The 18,059-nt window shown below is 56.3% G+C and carries 16 protein-coding genes and 1 tRNA gene; 4 read left to right on the top strand and 13 right to left on the bottom strand.

Features of this window, described 5'->3' with window-relative positions; all coding sequences use genetic code 11:
• Window position 1: 1 nt before the first annotated feature.
• Window positions 2-1,444 (bottom strand): NAD(P)-binding protein, encoded by a 1,443-nt coding sequence (locus GH722_11275; GenBank protein MRG72355.1) that lies wholly within the window; start codon window positions 1,442-1,444, stop codon window positions 2-4.
• Between the two features lie 293 nt (window positions 1,445-1,737).
• On the opposite strand from GH722_11275, the gene GH722_11270 reads away from it, so the two are divergent.
• The gene (locus tag GH722_11270) at window positions 1,738-2,538 is read left to right on the top strand and encodes an undecaprenyl-diphosphatase (GenBank protein MRG72354.1); all 801 of its coding nucleotides are present in this window, start codon (window positions 1,738-1,740) and stop codon (window positions 2,536-2,538) included.
• Here the strand turns inward: GH722_11270 and GH722_11265 are convergent.
• Window positions 2,529-3,533 (bottom strand): NAD(P)H-binding protein, encoded by a 1,005-nt coding sequence (locus GH722_11265; GenBank protein ID MRG72353.1) that lies wholly within the window; start codon window positions 3,531-3,533, stop codon window positions 2,529-2,531. The two genes, GH722_11270 and GH722_11265, sit on opposite strands and share 10 nt — an antisense overlap.
• A gap of 165 nt (window positions 3,534-3,698) precedes the next feature.
• Between GH722_11265 and GH722_11260 the strand changes: the two genes are divergently transcribed.
• A tRNA-Leu gene (locus GH722_11260) sits at window positions 3,699-3,785 on the top strand.
• Window positions 3,786-4,183: 398 nt separating this feature from the next.
• The gene (locus GH722_11255) at window positions 4,184-5,599 is read left to right on the top strand and encodes a reverse transcriptase (GenBank protein ID MRG72352.1); all 1,416 of its coding nucleotides are present in this window, start codon (window positions 4,184-4,186) and stop codon (window positions 5,597-5,599) included.
• 15 nt (window positions 5,600-5,614) lie between these two features.
• Here GH722_11255 and GH722_11250 read toward each other — a convergent pair whose 3' ends face one another.
• The 7 genes from GH722_11250 to GH722_11220 all read right to left on the bottom strand — a co-directional run bounded on the left by GH722_11250 (window position 5,615) and on the right by GH722_11220 (window position 11,561).
• Window positions 5,615-6,130 carry a hypothetical protein gene (locus GH722_11250; GenBank protein MRG72351.1) on the bottom strand — a complete coding sequence of 172 codons (516 nt, stop codon included), beginning with the start codon at window positions 6,128-6,130 and terminating at the stop codon, window positions 5,615-5,617.
• Between the two features lie 57 nt (window positions 6,131-6,187).
• The gene (gene rlmN / locus GH722_11245) at window positions 6,188-7,354 is read right to left on the bottom strand and encodes a 23S rRNA (adenine(2503)-C(2))-methyltransferase RlmN (GenBank protein MRG72350.1); all 1,167 of its coding nucleotides are present in this window, start codon (window positions 7,352-7,354) and stop codon (window positions 6,188-6,190) included.
• Between the two features lie 153 nt (window positions 7,355-7,507).
• Window positions 7,508-8,800 (bottom strand): bifunctional O-acetylhomoserine aminocarboxypropyltransferase/cysteine synthase, encoded by a 1,293-nt coding sequence (locus GH722_11240; GenBank protein MRG72349.1) that lies wholly within the window; start codon window positions 8,798-8,800, stop codon window positions 7,508-7,510.
• A gap of 165 nt (window positions 8,801-8,965) precedes the next feature.
• Window positions 8,966-9,229 (bottom strand): hypothetical protein, encoded by a 264-nt coding sequence (locus tag GH722_11235; GenBank protein ID MRG72348.1) that lies wholly within the window; start codon window positions 9,227-9,229, stop codon window positions 8,966-8,968.
• 342 nt (window positions 9,230-9,571) lie between these two features.
• The gene (locus GH722_11230; protein MRG72347.1) at window positions 9,572-10,315 is read right to left on the bottom strand and encodes an SDR family oxidoreductase; all 744 of its coding nucleotides are present in this window, start codon (window positions 10,313-10,315) and stop codon (window positions 9,572-9,574) included.
• Between the two features lie 104 nt (window positions 10,316-10,419).
• Window positions 10,420-10,971, bottom strand: coding sequence for a hypothetical protein (locus GH722_11225; GenBank protein ID MRG72346.1), 552 nt, complete (start codon window positions 10,969-10,971; stop codon window positions 10,420-10,422).
• Window positions 10,968-11,561, bottom strand: a complete 594-nt coding sequence (locus tag GH722_11220; GenBank protein ID MRG72345.1) for a pilus assembly protein — start codon at window positions 11,559-11,561, stop codon at window positions 10,968-10,970. Before GH722_11220 ends, GH722_11225 begins: the two co-directional genes overlap by 4 nt.
• Before the next feature lie 262 nt (window positions 11,562-11,823).
• Between GH722_11220 and GH722_11215 the strand changes: the two genes are divergently transcribed.
• A complete protein-coding gene (locus GH722_11215) occupies window positions 11,824-12,264 on the top strand; it encodes a response regulator (protein MRG72344.1) in 441 nt (146 codons plus the stop codon).
• A 3-nt stretch (window positions 12,265-12,267) separates the two neighbouring features.
• On the opposite strand, the gene GH722_11210 is transcribed toward GH722_11215, so the two are convergent.
• From GH722_11210 to GH722_11195, 4 genes are read right to left on the bottom strand one after another with little or no spacing between them, the layout of a single operon-like run.
• On the bottom strand, window positions 12,268-13,875 hold the full coding sequence (locus GH722_11210) for a thiamine pyrophosphate-binding protein (GenBank protein MRG72343.1): 1,608 nt from the start codon (window positions 13,873-13,875) through the stop codon (window positions 12,268-12,270).
• Between the two features lie 42 nt (window positions 13,876-13,917).
• Window positions 13,918-15,036 carry a cycloisomerase gene (locus tag GH722_11205; protein ID MRG72342.1) on the bottom strand — a complete coding sequence of 373 codons (1,119 nt, stop codon included), beginning with the start codon at window positions 15,034-15,036 and terminating at the stop codon, window positions 13,918-13,920.
• Window positions 15,037-15,040: 4 nt separating this feature from the next.
• Window positions 15,041-16,594 (bottom strand): gamma-glutamyltransferase, encoded by a 1,554-nt coding sequence (locus GH722_11200; GenBank protein ID MRG72341.1) that lies wholly within the window; start codon window positions 16,592-16,594, stop codon window positions 15,041-15,043.
• Window positions 16,591-17,988 carry a M20/M25/M40 family metallo-hydrolase gene (locus GH722_11195; GenBank protein ID MRG72340.1) on the bottom strand — a complete coding sequence of 466 codons (1,398 nt, stop codon included), beginning with the start codon at window positions 17,986-17,988 and terminating at the stop codon, window positions 16,591-16,593. The genes GH722_11200 and GH722_11195 overlap by 4 nt, the downstream gene beginning before the upstream one ends.
• Between the last annotated feature and the right edge of the window lie 71 nt (window positions 17,989-18,059).

Below are 18,059 nucleotides of genomic sequence, written 5' to 3'. Positions count from 1 at the left end.
CTCAGGACGCCTGTTTGAGCGTCGTTTTGGCCTTGGCCTGAATATAGGTGTGAATAGCATCGGCACAGTCCCGGCCGTCGCGTACCGCCCAGACGACAAGTGACGCACCACGGACGATATCGCCCCCGGCAAACACCCCGTCCAGCATGGTCATATGGGTGCGGAAATCGACCTTGATGGTCCCCCAGCGACTGACTTCGAGACCCGGCTCACCGAACATCGTGGGCAGGTCTTCCGGGTCGAAACCCAGCGCCTTGATCGCCATGTCACAGGGAATGTTGAATGATGAGTCCGCAATCGGCTCCGGGCTGCGCCGGCCAGAAGCATCGGGCATGCCAAGATGCATACGCAATGCCCGGACATGATCCACAGCCCCGTCACCCGTGAAGGCTTCCGGTGCAGAAAGCCAGACGAACTCCACCCCTTCCTCTTCCGCATTCGAGACTTCACGCTGCGACCCCGGCATGTTCTCCCGGTCACGGCGATAGAGACATTTCACCGACCTGGCCCCCTGCCGGACGGCCGTGCGCACGCAATCCATCGCGGTATCACCACCGCCGATCACCACAACATTCTTGCCCTTGGCATTCAGCGTACCATTCTCGAATTCCGGCACATCATCACCAAGCCCCAGACGGTTTGACGCGGTCAGGAATTCCAGCGCCGGCAGCACGTTCTTCAGGCCCGCACCCGGCAGGGTGATATCCCGCGCCTTATAGACCCCGGTGCCGATAAAAACCGCGTCATGCTTTTCGCGCAGCTCGGCCAGCGTCGCATCCCGGCCAACTTCAAAATTGGAAACCAGTGTGATGCCGCTGTCAGCCAGCAGGCGCGTGCGGCGTTCCACCACGTCCTTTTCCAGCTTGAAGGAAGGAATGCCATAAATCAGCAACCCGCCCATACGGTCATAGCGGTCATAGATGGTGACCTGATAACCACGTTTACGAAGCTGCTCCGCGGCTGCCATTCCGGCCGGACCACCACCAATCACACCAATCGACTCAGCCCGCTCCACCGATGGTTTGACGGGCTTCACCCAGCCATTTTCCCAGGCCATTTCGGTGATATATTTCTCAACCGAACCGATGGTCACGGTGCCATGGCCAGACTGCTCGATAACACAGTTACCTTCACAGAGACGGTCCTGCGGACAGATACGGCCGCAGATTTCCGGCATGTTGTTGGTCGCGGAAGACACCTCATAGGCCTCTTCCAGCCGGCCATTTGCCGTCAGCATCAGCCAGTCCGGGATATTATTATGCAGCGGGCAATGCACCTGACAGAACGGCACACCGCATTGCGAACAACGGCTGGCCTGCTCCTCGGCCTTATCACGGATGAACTCGCCATATATCTCGTGCCAGTCCTCACGGCGGGCCTCAGCCTCACGCTTCGCTGGCATTTCACGGTCAACCTTGACGAATTTCAGCATCCGTTGAGGCATGGCGTTCTCCCGATTAAAGAGCCGCCCGCAGGGGGCGGCGGTCTGGCGCAACAGGCGCAAAGAATTAAGTCCGACAACAGTTCTATAATATCACTCAGAGCCGATTGCACGAAAATTTCGGCAGATAGGTCAGTTTCTATGACTATTTTTTTAAAAACCCCCGTTCGGGATATCTGTTTTAACCTCTCCGGGATCACCTACCAGCTAATTAGGTCCGAACTGGGACTAAAATTGCTACTGCACCCACAGGCCTCCCGGTGTTATCTTCCCCGCCTATCTGGGGGTCTCTCAAAGTGATTTCACTACATCTCGCGGTTCTGGCGATCATTCAGGGTATAACCGAGTTTCTCCCGGTCAGTTCCTCCGGGCATCTGGTCCTGGTTCCTCTGCTGACCGGCTGGAAGGATCAGGGCATCCTGATTGATGTTGCCGTCCATGTCGGCAGTCTCGGTGCCGTCCTGATCTATTTCTGGCGCGACATCTGGGCGATGCTGGCGGGTCTTGGGCGCCTGATCCGGGGACGCCGGTCACCATCAGCGGCCCTGGTTGGCCATGTCATCATCGCCACCCTGCCGCTGGTCATCGCCGGGATTGCACTCGAACATTACGGTATGGATGCCCCCCGCACACTGGAACTGATCGGCTGGACCACCCTGATCGGCGGTCTGTTCCTCTATCTCGCCGACAGCATCGGCATGACTGTCCGGCGAATCGAACATATGACCTTCGGCACATCGCTGCTGATCGGCATCTCGCAGGTATTTGCCATCCTGCCCGGCATGTCGCGCTCCGGCGTTACCATGACGGCGGCACGTATCTGCGGCTATGAACGCCCGGAGGCAGCCCGCTTCTCGATGCTGTTGTCGATTCCGGCCATTCTGGGTGCCGGCCTGCTGAAAGGCCGGGTTCTGTTCGACGGCTCGCACCCCGAACTCACCACAGACGCCTTCGTTGCGGCGGGCCTCGCCTTCATCACCGCGCTGGTTTCCATTGCCATCATGATGGCCTGGCTGCGCCGGGCGTCTTTCACGCCCTTTGTGATCTACCGGCTGCTGCTTGGCGCTGCCCTGCTGACACTGGCCTATCAGGCCTGACGGCCACGTTTCGACGGCGGGCGGTAAGCAGCGAGATAGGTCGGCAGGATTGCCGCCAGCGATTTCGGCTGCAACCCGAGGTCAGCGAACCCGGCAGCCCCTTCATGGACCACGTTCGGGATTTGCATCATATCGATATGATCCGGCGTGAAGGCCGGGTTTGGCAGCGGCTTCATGATATAAGCCAGCAGCTTTGCCTTCCAGTAGGGCAGCGACAGCGGAATGTTCTTCCGGCGCGTGACCTCCAGTATCAGCTTTGCACAATCGGTGCCGCTGACCACATCCGGACCGCCCAGTTCATAGGTCTTTCCGGCCTTTGAGGCATCGTTAAGCGCCACCCAGACCGCGTCGACCACATCCCCGACATAAACCGGCTGCATCACCGGGCCGCCGCTGGCCGTCACCAGCCCGCATTTCGACTCGTTGAAATTGATATAAGGCAGACTTGCCCCGATAACCGGCAGAACCGGACAGAAGCGCAGCATCCCGGCAAGCCGGTTGAAGTAATGATCTTCCGGGCCAAAAACCACACTGGGGCGCAGAATCGTCGCCTGCGGATATCCGCCGCGCACATATTCCTCACCACGCCCCTTCCATTTCACCAGACCGATGGAAGAAGAGGAATCAGCACCAAGGCCAGAGATATGCACCACCGCCCCGACACCGTTCTGGCGGGCATGGCGGGCAATATGCCCTGCCCCTTCGGCATTCACGGCCTGGTAGGTGGATTTGCCACTTTCGGACTGCACACCGGCGGCATTCACAATTGCATCAGCACCGGCACAGGCGCGGGCAATGCTTTCTTCATTGGACAGGTCTGTCGGCAGAATGGAAATCTGCCCGACATCACCGCGTGGCAGCAGAAATTTTGCGCCTTCCGCATCCCGTACCGCCACCCGAACCCGGCATCCTTCCGACGCCAGCTTCTGGACGATATGCCGCCCGATAAATCCGGACCCACCAAAAACCGTTACCAATCGCCCGTTCATAGCCATCCCCAAGAGCTGGAATATTGTCCCTTAATCTAGCCCGTCGCTTACCCGATGACCACCCAAGCGTCAACTGATCGGAAACTGTCTGAACGCTGTTGACAGAAGGCGGGACAGACTTTAACTACTCGCCTCCCGCACCGAGAAATCGATGCAAAGGATTGGCTGCCTGCCCAGGTGGCGGAATTGGTAGACGCGCAGGCTTCAGGTGCCTGTGGCCGCAAGGTCGTGGAAGTTCGAGTCTTCTCCTGGGCACCAAAGCAAAAAGGCGAGTTGGCCCAATTTTAAAGACGCCGAAAATACGACGAGATTCGTTGTTAAAATTTTCTTAGGCTCGCGTCTTGACTTCATACCATTGTGACATATTTCCGGAAAATGCGGTCCAAATAGGGTCCGTAGTTCGCTGTTATAACTGTCAAGGCTAAATGCTATCCCGACAGTGATCTGAATGGAAATCTGCATCGTCAGCCTCCTGAAAGATACGGGTGCGTCAGCCAAGCCTAAAGTGACGTAAAGCTGCGCCACTATATTATAACAACTCATGTTCGACGTTGATCACGTGTGCAAGAGTGGAAGCCCCACTCGAACAATAGCCGGGGAGGTAACATATCCGTAACGTGAACGGAGTTGCCTCCCCTCTCGTGAGGGAAAACGCAATGATAGAATGGACTCCTTCAAAAGACGATCAGAAGCAATACCCTCATTTTGACGCACCGCTTTCATTAAAAGAAATGAAAGAAATTTCAAATAATCCCAAGGCAGTAGAAGAAAATGCATTTTTACCATTTTTGAAATATGAGAACACCTACAAACCGTTCAGACCGCTCGGCAAGCCAAAGAAAATTCGTGAAATACGCTTTGCCTCGCGACGAGATGCTGCAATTTTCAGTCGATATCGTCATGGGCTTTCACAGAAGTACGAAAATTTATTAACAAAGTACGGTATTTCTAAAAATGTACTTGCCTACAGAAGAGTACCAATATCTTCTGCGATTAATAGCGGAAAAAGCAATATAAATCACGCATCTGACTCCTTTAATTACATTAAAAATATTAAAAACTGCTGGGCTATATCATTAGATATAAGTAATTTTTTTGAAAATTTAGATCATGATAAAATCAATAAAATTTGGTGTCGACTTCTAGACACCAAAATATTACCAGCCGATCATTACGCTGTTTTTCAAGCAATAACTAAATACAATGTTGTTGATATCAAAGAAGCATATACTGCATTAGGGTATTTTGGGATAAAAAAATCAGGAGTAAAGGGGTATTTATTGCCTCGGCGGGAAATCCCAAAACAACTATGCACCATGAAAGAATTTCGTGAGAAAATTTGCGGTAAAAACCCTAAATATAAAAATTTAATTCACAAAAATGAAAATACCTATGGTATTCCGCAAGGAGCTCCGCTATCGGATTTAATAGCTAATTTTTATTTATTAGATTTTGATTTTGAGGTATCAAAGATAACAAACTCCCTAAATGGTCACTACCTACGTTATTCTGATGATATTTTAATAATTCTCCCCATTAACACTGTTGATCCAATCAACTTTATGAACAAAATTCGTAATTTGATTCAGGTTCATGGAGAGAATTTAGATATTAAAGAAAGCAAATGCACTATCGACAAATTTACCCGCTCATCAGAGGGGTTACTATATGAAGCAATATACCCTAAAGGAAAATCACGTAATGGATTGAATTATCTTGGGTTTCGATTTGATGGACAAAGAGTATATTTACGCGATTCGACATTGAGTAATTTCAAGAGAAAAATGACTCTCTGCGTTAAAAGAGAGGCAATACACTTAGTCAGCCGCTACCCAGGAAAAGATTACAAATACTTACGGCCTATATTAAAAACAGAACTTATAGTAAGAAAATTTGGAAAAGTTGAGGATTTTGATCAATTTACCGATAAGAAAAAATGGACATTCTGGACATATATCAAGCGAGCGGAAAAAATATTTGGTGCGGAATCAAAAATTCACCATCAAGTAAAAGGATATCCTGACTTTATTCGGACCTTGTCAGATAAATTCATGATAAAATTCTCTCTATAGCATAATTTTTTACTCTTACTTCCTCACATCAATCAGCTGGTTGCCCGGCCTTACTTCCGTTCGTGCCAGACAGTCGCCGGCTTCGAGGACTTCCTGACCGTTGCGGCATTCACCTGCAATCCTGATGATGCGGCCATCGCCGATGGCGCTGCATTTCTCATCGCGGATGGTACGGTTGATGCGGATGCTGCTCTGGGGGACGAGGGCCGGGAAGCGGAAGGAGACGTCGCGTTTCCAGGCCGGGGCCGTGCCGGAGAACAGGATCGAAGGTTCAAACCCGCGCAGGCGTTCTTCCGTCACGTTGGTCGCCTCCATCTCGATCCAGCAGCCGCGGCGACCATCCTCAATTTCGGTGACCTGCAACAGCACAATCGGCGGCAGGTCGCTTTCCGCCGCAGGTCCGGCAAAGACCCAGGTGCCGTCATCGCGGAGCACGACCTTGCGGCCATCCTCAGTGGTTGCCAGACGATCAGCGAAGGCGGCTGACGCCAGAAGCGTTCCGAGAAAGGCGAGCAGGAGGGCGGGTTTCATCTGACGTCCGTTACTATTGTTGCTTACAACAATAACATAGTGCGCCGGGAGGGTGACTTACAGGGCGACCTTCTGACCACGCTGGCGTTCACTGGCGCTTTTAAGCTGGCCACAGGCCGCCAGAATGTCACGCCCGCGGGGCACCCGGATCGGCGCGGAGTATCCACCGGCATTCACGATATCGGCAAACCGGTGCATCCGGTTGTTCGACGAACATTCATATTCCGCCCCCGGCCAGGCATTGAACGGGATCAGATTGACCTTTGCCGGGACATCTTTCAGCAGCCGCACCAGTTCATGCGCATCCGCATCGGAATCATTGATGCCTTTCAGCATGACATATTCGAAGGTGATCCGGCGCGAATTCGACGCGGCGGGATAGTTGCGGCAGGCTTCCAGCAGTTCGGCAATCGGCCATTTGCGGTTGATCGGCACCAGCACATCGCGCAGATCGTCGCGGACCGCATGCAGGCTGATGGCAAGTCCGACACCCAGTTCCTGACCGACCTTTTCGATCATCGGGACAACGCCGGAGGTCGACAGGGTAATGCGGCGACGCGACAGGCTGATGCCCTCGCTGTCCATAAGGATGCGCAGCGCCTTCGCCACATTGTCGTAGTTATAGAGCGGCTCACCCATGCCCATCATCACGATATTCGAGAGCATCCGGTTAACGCCGTCTTTCGGCGACGGCCATTCGCCATAGGTATCGCGGGCCTTCATGAACTGGCCGACAATCTCCGAGGCGCCAAGATTGCGGACAAGCTGCTGGGTGCCGGTATGGCAGAAGGTGCAGGCCAGCGTGCAGCCGACCTGACTGGAGATGCAGAGCGCCCCCCGGTCTTCTTCCGGGATATAGACACATTCCGCTTCATTGCCGTCAACAAAGCGCAGCAGCCATTTACGGGTGCGATCTTCCGACAGTTGTTCGGTGACCGTCTCCGGCCGTCCGACCACGTAATGTTCAGCCATCCGGGCACGCAGGTCCTTGCCCAGCGTGGTCATCTTCGCAAAATCAGTCTCACCCTGATGGTACATCCAGTGCCAGAGCTGCTTGGCGCGAAACTTCGGAAGGCCAAAGGCTGTCAGTTCGGCATCAAGCTCTTCACGGCTTAATCCGATGAGGGTCTTGCGGCCGTCAGCATCAAGCTGCGCCCAGGCCCGGAGATCATCAGACTTCAGGGCCGTCTTTTCGATGGAAGATGTGGTGTTCATGGCGGCCATATAGGCGCTTTTGGTAATTCTGTCACGTCCAGACATGGGATAAGGCACTCCCGGACGCGCAGTCAGCCCCGTATCCGCCTGAAAGACGATCAGGATGACAGGGGCACAATGGCCCCTCCTCCCCCGCTGTGCGGGGAAGGAGGACGACCAGAGTTATGCCTTGTCGAGAGCCTGTGTCAGATCCGCCAGGATATCATCGATATGTTCGATACCAACGGACAGGCGGACATAGCCGGGGGTTACCCCTGCGGCCACCTGATCTTCTGCAGAAAGCTGCGAATGGGTCGTGCTGGCCGGGTGGATGGCAAGGCTGCGCGCATCGCCGATATTCGCGACGTGATACAGCAGTTCCAGCCCGTCAATGAAGCGCCGACCGGCATCCTTGCCGCCCTTCAGTTCAAAGCCGACAAGTCCGCCGAAGCCGCCATCCAGATAGGCATCTGCCCGACGACGGGGCTCACCGGACTGCTGGCTCGGATGAATGACAGAGGAGACCTTGTCATGAGCTTTCAGGAACGCCGCCACCTTATTGGCATTCTCGCAATGAACCGGCATCCGCAGCGCCAGGGTCTCAAGGCCCTGAATGAACTGGAATGCGTTCATCGGGCTCATGGCCGACCCCATGTCCCGCAGCAGGATAACCCGGATGCGCAGGATATAGGCAATCGGGCCAAGCGGCTTGACCGCTTCGGTCCAGACGGCGCCATGATAACTCGGGTCCGGCTGATTCAGGGTCGGGAACCGGTCGCCACCGGCTTCCCAGTCAAAGTTTCCGCCATCAACGACCATGCCGCCAATCGAGGTACCGTGACCGCCGATATATTTTGTTGTCGAATAGATGACCACGGCTGCGCCATGTTCCAGCGGCCGGCAGATCATCGGCGCGGCGGTATTGTCCATGATCAGCGGAACACCGAGTTCGCGCCCGATATCGGCAACTTCCCTGATCGGGAAAACATTGAGCTGCGGATTGGCCAGGGTTTCGCCGTAGTAGCACCGGGTTTTGTCGTCGGTCGCCTTGCGGAAATTCTCCGGATCTGACGGATCGACGAAACGACATTCGATGCCAAGATCCTTCAGCGTGTTCGCGAACAGGTTCCAGGTTCCGCCATAAATACCGGTGGAGCAGACAAAGTTGTCACCTGCGCGGCAGAGGTTGAGGATGGCAAAGTTCGAGGCGGCCTGACCTGATGCCAGGGCGAGACCGGCAACGCCGCCTTCCATCGCTGCAATACGCTGTTCCAGCACATCACAGGTCGGATTCATGATGCGGGTATAGATGTTTCCCAGTTCCTTCAGCGCGAACAGGTTTTCCGCATGTTCGGTGTCGCGGAACTGAAAGGATGTTGTCTGGTGGATGGGCACCGCCACCGACCCCGTGGTCGGGTCTGCGCGATAGCCGGCATGCAGCGCCAGTGTCTGGGGATGAAGTTTACGGTCAGTCATAGCTGTTCCTCCTTGATGCCGGTTGTGCCCGGCTGAAAACCGAACGCGATCATTCTCCTCTCTGTCGGAAGGGCAAGGGTTTTTCGGAACAGCAGGCCGGGTGGAAAGAAAAAACCCGGCCATCGAAGGATGACCGGGTTACAGACAAAGCCTGCCAGACAGCAATTACCTGATGGTGATGGTGGAGATTTTCTGAACCCCGTCGTCACCACTGGTGACATATTCAATCGTGACCATGTCGCCCGCTTTCAGGTTTTCGGGGATTGCGTCTTCAGAACCGACAGTGGTCCAGACGGTCTTGTCGTCCAGAACGATGATCTTCGCCTTGCGATCAAAGGCAACAATTGTCCCCTCAGTGTTATCAGCAAAGGCTGTCGCAAATGCGGTGACAGACATCAATGCAGCCAGGCACAGAACCCGGGTACCCATCGTCGTAAATCCTTCATGAGAAATGGTCTGCCAGGACCGGTTATAGCGGGCAGATCATTTCAGGAATTTTGCCGGGAACAAGGGGAATCAGGGGCATTTTCTGCAGATCACGCAATCTTGTCCTCCCGGACGACAGGGGGGATGTCGTCCGGGAGTGACAGCCTGCTCGCAGGTTCATCCGGAACCGCGCCAGGTCTGTACCTGCATCATGACAAGAGAACCGGACGTGAGTTTCGGCGATCCCGAAACCTGTCCGGACTGAGGCGTCAAAAAGGGATCACGCGGTCATCCTCCCTGTCATCCCGCAATACCGGGATGACAGGGAGGATGTTTTTCGGGCAATCAGAGCGCGGCGCCGCCGTTGACCTGAATCATCTGGCCATTGATATAGGCACCACCATCCGACACCAGCATCCGTACAGCAGCAGATACTTCAGCTGCCGTTCCCTGCCGTCGGGTCGGGTTCGAGCCGATCGTCTTGGCGATATAGGCTTCAAACTCCGGATCGTCCCGTTCACTTTTGATCGGGCCCGGCGAAATGCAGTTGATGGTAATGCCATACTGGCCAAATTCCACAGCAAGGCTGCGGGTCAGGCCGAGAACGGCATGTTTTGAAGTCGAGACATGCGGACGATTGGCATGGCCGCGCATCGCATTCATGCCGGTAAAGTTCACAATCCGGCCCCAGCCGGCGTCGATCATGCCCGGCAGGAACATGCGGGCAAGACGTGCCGGCGCATTCAGGTTGATGTCGAAGACACGGTTCCATTCGTCTTCATCAATTTCGAGAAACGGGGAAATCGGACGGATGGCAACGTTATTGACGATCACATCGACGCTGCCGAAACGCTTCAGCGCAGCCTCACCCATGGCGGTAAGTTCGGACTTGTCCCCGACATTGCACATCATCACTTCTGCATCGACGCCAAGAGCGCGAACTTCATCGGCGACCCGGTCACAGGGCTCGCGGCTGCTTGAGCCATTGACGATGATATTGAAACCGTCTTTAGCCAGATCATGGGCCATCGCGCGGCCGATGTTGCGGCCAGAACCTGTAATCAGGGCTGTTTTACGCTTGTCGCTCATCTTGTTTCCTCCAGAAAATAAGTTGCCCTATTTGTAAGCGCTGGAATTCACCCCGACAAGCGGCCCCGGTCATTTTTGTATCATTCTGTGAAATCACAGTTTCGTCAGTTGATCTGGTCAAGCGACCCGAAGCGAGGACGAAAGAAGGCATTGCGATACAGTTGCTGTGCCCCGAGCAGCGATCCGGTCAGCATCGGCTGGTAGTCAAAATAGACCTCCGAGACGATAACATTACCCCCGTCTGTCAGGGTCAGTGCCGCCGGCAGTGTGGCAGCAAGGCCCGGCTGCCCGATCCGGCTGACCGCAACCAGCCCCCCGGCATTGATCCGTTGCCAGTCTACCGTAACCTGGCTGCCTGACCGCGATACCGACGTCAGCACCACACGTCCCCGGCCGGTCACATCAAAGGGCTGGCCGATATGCGAAACCGCATCGAAGATATTATTGATATCGGTCTCGGCCAGTTCCTCAGACTGTGCAATCAGGTCTGCCAGTGTCATGGCAATCCGGTCGAGCTTCTGATGCAACAGCACATAGCGCGACAGTTCCACCGTCCCGAAAGTCATGATGATCAGAATGGGTACGGCAAATCCAAACTCGATCAGCGCGACGCCACGCCGGTCCGCTGCCAGACGGCGCAGTAATCCTCCGATCATGGCAATGCACCGCCGCTGGCGGCCTCATAGGGTTCATTGCGAACGACCACACTGGCAGCCAGACGCACCCTGCCCGCTTCACCGATCACACCGGCCAGCACCGGGGTCAGCAGCGACCAGTCATAGGACAGGCGATAAACCACGACATCCCCCGGACCACCGGCCCCCGCCGCCCCCATATCCGGATCCCAGACACCATTGCCGTTCACGTCAGTAAATGTTTCACCCATGTCGTAAGCGCCATTTGCCGGGGCACTGTCGACGAACGGTTCCGGGCCACCAATATCGCCAAAGCTGGGATAGATCAGCGCCTGAACGCTGGCTGTCGACATATCGACCAGCCCGATTGTATTGCGCCCGACGATCTCCAGAATACGTTCCTCGCGGGTAATGCCTTCAGGCTCAAACCCGGTAATTCCGAACCGGGAGGCATCACGCAACCCGCCTTCCATGAGGGCAGCAACAAACAGAATCATGGCGAGTTCCATGATCCCGGTAACCAGTGCCATAAACAGGGGGGTCATCAGGGCGAATTCCATCGCCGTCGCCCCGTACTGATCTGACTCCAGTTTTCTGAACCTGCTAAACATGGCGATATTATTTATGATGAATTATTGTTTTTATATTCTATTCATTACTCACGCAAAATAATCATATACTTGTAATTATATATAAAATTTGTATAAAATTTTATTGATCTTCGATCTTGTTGACAGCGCAACCACCGATGCCTAATTTCCTTTGCATCAGTCCGGGTTTGAATAATCGGGCATTTGGGGAAGGACCTGGCAACCGTTGAGCGCAATATCCCTCCGACGGCTCCAATTTCTGGTCATTGATGATAACGCGCCGATGCGTGCGATTATTCGTAACATATTGAAAGAACTACAGGTCGAATCGATCCGGGAAGCACAGGACGGCACGGATGCCCTTGCCCTGCTGAAAGATGTCCCGTTCGACATGATCATCACGGACTGGAACATGAAGCCCATGAACGGGCTTCAGTTCGTCCGCTCCATTCGCCTGTCGAAAGATACCCCGAACCGCTATATCCCGATCATCATGGTCACGGCCTTTACCGAGCTTGGTCAGGTCGTGACGGCCCGTGATGCAGGCATTACCGAATTTCTGGCAAAACCGGTTTCCGCCCGATCCCTGTTTTCACGGATCAAGGCCGTGATCGAAAATCATCGCCAGTTCGTCCGCTCGCAGAATTTCTTCGGGCCGGACCGCCGGCGCCGGAAATCCGCAAGTTTTTCCGGCACCGAGCGACGCGACGTCGTCATGATGTAATGCCTACAGACGACCGTCATAGGCACGACGGTCGATCCGGCAGGCCAGCACGGTGAAACAGTCGCGGGCAAAAGCCGCCTTCAGTTCCCGCTCCAGCGTTTCCCGGTCTTCGATAAACATCCCCTCACCGCCCAGCGCTCTGGCAACCGCCGGGAAATCGGTGGCACCGAAATCCACACCGACATTCGGCAGCTGGGTATTACGCTGCTTCAGTTCGATCAGCGACAGGCTTTCATCGACAAAGACCACAGCGACAATGGCCGTCTTCTTGTCCCGTGCTGTTGCCAGCTCGTTGAGGACCATTTCAATTCCTGCGTCACCGCTGAACGAGACCACCTGACGCGACGGTGCCGCAAGCTTCGCCCCGATGGCCAGCGGCAGGGCAATCCCCATGGTGCACAACCCGGTCGATTGCAGCAGGCGGCGGGGCATCGGCGCTTTCCAGGCCTGACTCAGCAGAATGCGATGGGCACCGCTGTCGACCGTCGCCACCCCATCCGGTTCCATAACGCTGCGCACCACGTCAACAATTGCTGCCGGGCCCCAGGCTTCATCCAGTCGGTAGCCGTCGATCAGTGCCTTGCGCACTTTTGCAGGCTCCCCATCCGGCCAGCTTGCCACCGGCGCGGCACCATCACGCAACATCGTCAGACCGGCCCCGATATCGCCGACAAAACTCATGCTCGCGGTATGCACATAATGATGGTTCGGCACGGCACTGAATTCGACCACCCGCTGCCCGTTCGACCAGGGCTGTATCCAGCCGGACCGCATTTCAATCGGGTCATATCCGGCAAGCAGAATGAAATCACTGTTCTTCACCAGCTTCATGAACTGTTCGTCAGCAACCGGTGACAGACCGGCCCCCCCCATCGCCAGCGGGTCATTTTCGTCCAGCACACCCTTGGCCTTGTAGGTGGTAATAACCGGAATGCCGAAATCGCGGGCGAAAGCCGTCACCGCGTCTTCCGCATGCTGATGCAGGACATCAAGACCGGCAATAATCAGCGGCTTTTTCGCCTGCCGCAGCCAGTCCTTTGCCTGCTCGATATCCCCGCCCGGTGCCGGGGCAACCAGCGAGGGGAAGGGTCTGCGAACAGGGGTTGTCACATCATACTGCTTTTTCGCGATGGCAATCGGCAGGTCGATATGAACCGGGCCCGGCTGACCATCCAGCGCAATCGCCAGCGCCTTGTCGACCAGCACATCCACATTGCCGTCGGCAACGGTAAAGCTGCCTTTCGTCACCGGTTTCATCAGCGCAACATGGTCGAAAATCTGATGGTTGTAGGTCAGCGCCTCCGCCGCATCGACACATCCGGTCAGGAAGATCAGCGGCACCCGGTCCTGTTCGGCATTTGCCACCGTATTCACTGCATTGGCGACACCCGGACCGACCGTCGCCAGCAGAATCGCCGGAGCGCCTGTCATGTGGTAGATGCCCTCCGCCATGTAGCCACCGGCATTCTCATGCTTCACCAGAACGAATTCGATCCCCACTTCACGCAGGGCATCCAGCATGGTCAGCACCTCACCACCCGGCATACCGAACGCATAACGGCACCCCTGATCGTAAAGACGCCGGGCGATAATCTGGGCAGCAGTAGGCATGGTGGTCTCCATCAAAGATCAGAACAAATTATTATAGCTGGGTCAGGCGCTGCGGACCGTACACCGGTCCAGACGGTCTTCATCGATATCGAGTCCGAGACCCGGCCGGTCAGGCACAATCACCTGCCCCTCGGATATCGCGAACGGGCATTCAATCTCATCTGCACTATAGACCACTGACGGCATATAGAACTCGCATCCCAGCGGGAAATTCCGCTCCGCAGCGATCATATGCGTGGCTGCGGTCAGGGCAATCGGCCCCTCCCACAAGGTTCCACCATAACAGGGAATACCGGCAGCTTCTGCAATAGCCAGCACCTTCTGGACGCCGCGGATACCGCCGCTTTTCATGATCTTGCAACTGAACAAATCTGCTGCACGCAGATTAACCAGACGCAGGGCATCAGCTGCATTGAAGACGCTTTCATCGGCCATCACCGGTGTATCCAGTGCCGCTGTCAGGTCGGCCATACAGTCGACATGCTGCCGGGCGACCGGCTGTTCGATGAATGTCGGTTTGAATTCTTCGATATCCCGCAGGGTCCGCAACGCATCCCAGGGCTCCAGCCCCTGATTGTAGTCCACCCGCAGGTCAATATCGCCCAGCCCCTCGCGCAGCATCGCAAGCCGTTTCAGGTCGTTGGCGTGACTGGAGAACCCGGTCTTCACCTTGAAGATACCCCAGCCCCCCTTCACCAGATCACGGGCACGCTCCACATCTGCCTCGATATCCGGATCGGCAATTGAAAAGCTGAGCGGGATACGGTCACGAATTTTGCCGCCAAGCAGCTGATGAACCGGAAGCTCCAGCGCCTTGCCCTGAAGATCCAGCAAGGCCATTTCCACCGCCGCCTTGGCCGCTTCTTCGCCAAAAACTTCATGATCACAGGCCTGCATGATATCCGGCAGCCGAAATGCATCGGCACCGATCAGATGTTTGCGGAAATATCCGTCGATGGCCTCGAACGCAGCCTCTGCGGTTCCTGAAAAGGCTTCCCAGGGGGTGCCTTCACCCCAGCCGCTGATACCCGCATCCGTATCCAGTCGCAGGATCACCCGGGGAATGGTTTCGCGGACACTGCCGATACCATGTGACCGGATCATGGCGATACGATTCCGGACCAGCCTCAGATGCAGGCCGGTAATTCTCAAATCCCGCATTGATTTACTCCGTTGCGGCCATCGCAGTGGGCCAGGGCAATGACGGCTCTGCGGCGGCATAACTGCCGGAATCATCAAACCCGGCGACACCAACACAGGCATAGTTTGTTGGATAGACCATTGGTGGAATCTGTTCGACGGTCGCAATGACCTGCCTTGCAGCCTCTGCGACCGTATCAGGAAAACGACAGTCCAGTGCGGCCCGGCCCGGCGTCACGACCGCAGCACGAGGTGCCGACAACGCTTCCTCTGCCCCGGCACCTGCAATCAGCCTGCGGGCTGCCTGCGCGACAGAACCGATGATGTGGCGGCCACCGGAAGCTCCCAGCGCAAAGCCGGATCTGCCATCCGGCGTCATCGCCAGCATCGGCGACATATTGGCCAGTGGCGACTTGCCCGGAGCCACTGAATTCGGGCGGCCCGGTGTCGGATCGAACCACATCATGCCGTTATTCATCAGCACCCCGGTTTCCGGCAGCACAACACGGGAGCCGAAGCGGCCAAGCAATGTCTGGGTCAGCGAGACCAGATTGCCATGCCGGTCCACCACCGACAGATGTGTGGTACAGGCGTCACGCCCGAGATCGCCCGCATGTCCCATGGTCTGAAGCCGGCGGGAAAATGCCTGATCAGCAGACGTGATGAAGGCCTGAACAAAGGCGTCGTTATCCTGTGGATCAACTGTGGAGAGGGCTTCCAGAATAGCCGCTGTGGTGACCCCGCCGCTGAGACCCGAGGTCGTAACGCATTCCCAGCCGGCGACCGTCTGCATTGCGGGCTTTGTCCAGTCCGCCTGATAGCTGGCCAGATCCTGCGCCGTGAGCAAGGCCCCGACATTCCGGAAATCTGCCGACAGCCTTGCCGCCAGATCACCCCGATAGAAATCTTCCCAGCCCGCCGCCGCCAGATGCGCAAGTGTCTCGGCCAATCCCGGGATTTTCAGCACCGGGGCCGGATGACCCGTGGGCTGAGCCAGCGGAAACCCGTCCGGCATGAAAGCAGCCGCCGTCGACGGATGCTCTGCCAGTTCAGCCGCCGTCGTTGCAATGCAAAGCGTCGTAAACCAGTCGACAGTCAGACCACGCTCAGCCAGATCGACAGCGGGCTGCATCGCCCGTTCCCATGAAATTGTACCAAACCGCTCCAGTGCTGCTGCTGCTCCCGCCACAACGCCCGGCGTACAGATCGACATCGGCCCCTTGGTATTTCGGTCACCCTCTACCGTCGGCCAGGCAAACATGCCGGGCGAGACGCCACCGGCCAGCGGATATTTATCCGGCGTCGCAGCGAGTGGTGAGACCATGTTGAAGTCGAGCTGATGAACCTCGTCCCCCATCTTTGTCAGCAGAAACCCGCCGCCGCCAAGCCCGCTCATCCAGGGCTCCAGCGCCGCCATCGACAGCGCCATGGTCACCGCCGCATCAATGGCGTTACCACCTTCGGACAACACCGCAGCACCGGCAGCAGCGGCATCCGGGTGCTGCGCAACCGCAGCACCACCCCGGCCCTGAACAGCCGGTTTTACAAACAGATTGGGGAAAGGGGGAGCGATGGTCATTTTGCTTTCTTCGGTCCGTTACCTGCGCCGATATCCCAGAACAGTCCGGTCATGATTTCCAGCCCTTCACGCATGATCGATTTCAACGCATGTTCATTCGGTGCATGCTGCGAGCAGGCAGCATAGGAGTGCGGCACCCAGACCGTCGGCAGACCCAGCGCATCAGCAAAGCTGTCATTCGGCAGCGAGCCGCCGAGGTTTGGCAGGATGGCAGCCTTTTTGCCGGTGGTCTGCGTGATCGAGTTGGAGGCAAAGGTCACCCAGGGATGATCCGGGTCCAGCCGGGTCGGCGGGAAGAAATTTTTCCTCGCCATTGCCACTTCGACTTGCGGAAAACCCGCTTTTTCGAGATGCCGGCGCAGTGATGGCAACACATCGTCAACATCCGTACCGACCACTGTCCGCAACTGGCAGATTGCCACTGCCTTGTCGGGGATGGCATTGACCGGAAATTCCGGATTGCCCGTCTTGAAGGTCAAAACCTCGAAACTGTTCCAGCCATAGACCCGTTCCGACGGGGTCAGTCCGCGCTCCCCCCAGTCCTTGTCAATCTCCGGCCCGTCATCACCGCCGCCGACATGAATGTCCGACAAGGCCATCCGGACAGAATTCGTCAGTGAATTCGGCCGCCATTCCGGCACCTGAATCTGTCCCCGCTCATCGACAATGGTCGCAATCGCATGGGCCAGAATGACACCGGGATTGGCCAGCAGACCGCCCCAGTTGCCGGAGTGGTGCGCACCTTCGCGCAGATTAATGGTCAGACTGAAATTCATCGAGCCGCGAGAGCCCAGGAACAGGGTCGGACGGTCGGGGCTGACCCGGGGGCCGTCAGAGGCGATCAGCACATCAGCCGCCAGCCGTTCCCTGTTTTCCGAGCAGAACTGTTTCAGGCCCGGCGATCCGGTTTCCTCGCCGGTTTCCAGCAGCAGCTTGATGTTGAAGCCAAGCGACCCCCGCGTCTCCAGCACCGCTTTCAGCGCCCCGAGATTAACACTGTGCTGGCCTTTGTTGTCCGCCGTACCCCGCCCGTAAATCCGGTCACCCACGACCTTCAGATTCCAGGGACCGTCACCTTCTGTCCATTGTTCATCCAGCCCGCGAATGACATCGCCATGACCATAGGACAGCACGGTCGGCAGATCGGCATCTTCAATCCGTTCGGCCACCAGAAAGGGGCCAGAACCTTCAACAGGATTCTGTTCAATCGTCCAGGAAAAACCCAGACTCTCCAGCAGTGGCGCAATCTCCATTTCCAGATAGGCGAGCAGTTCCGCGCCCCGCTCACCACTCTGGCTCTCTGTCTTGTAAGCGACCCTGCGGGTCAGATCGGCGATGTAACCACCACCGTCAAAATAGCTCTGGACTGAACTGATTGCCTGTTCGCGCGACACCTGAAAACCTCTCTCTGATGAATCTGCCGGCATCGTGCCGCAGCTTCCCGGTAAAGAGAACCCGGAAACGC

Source organism: Alphaproteobacteria bacterium HT1-32, assembly GCA_009649675.1.
GTDB lineage: Bacteria > Pseudomonadota > Alphaproteobacteria > Rhodospirillales > HT1-32 > HT1-32.
The sequence above is the reverse complement of the archived record's forward strand: the minus strand, read 5'-3'. Positions and strand labels throughout refer to the sequence as shown.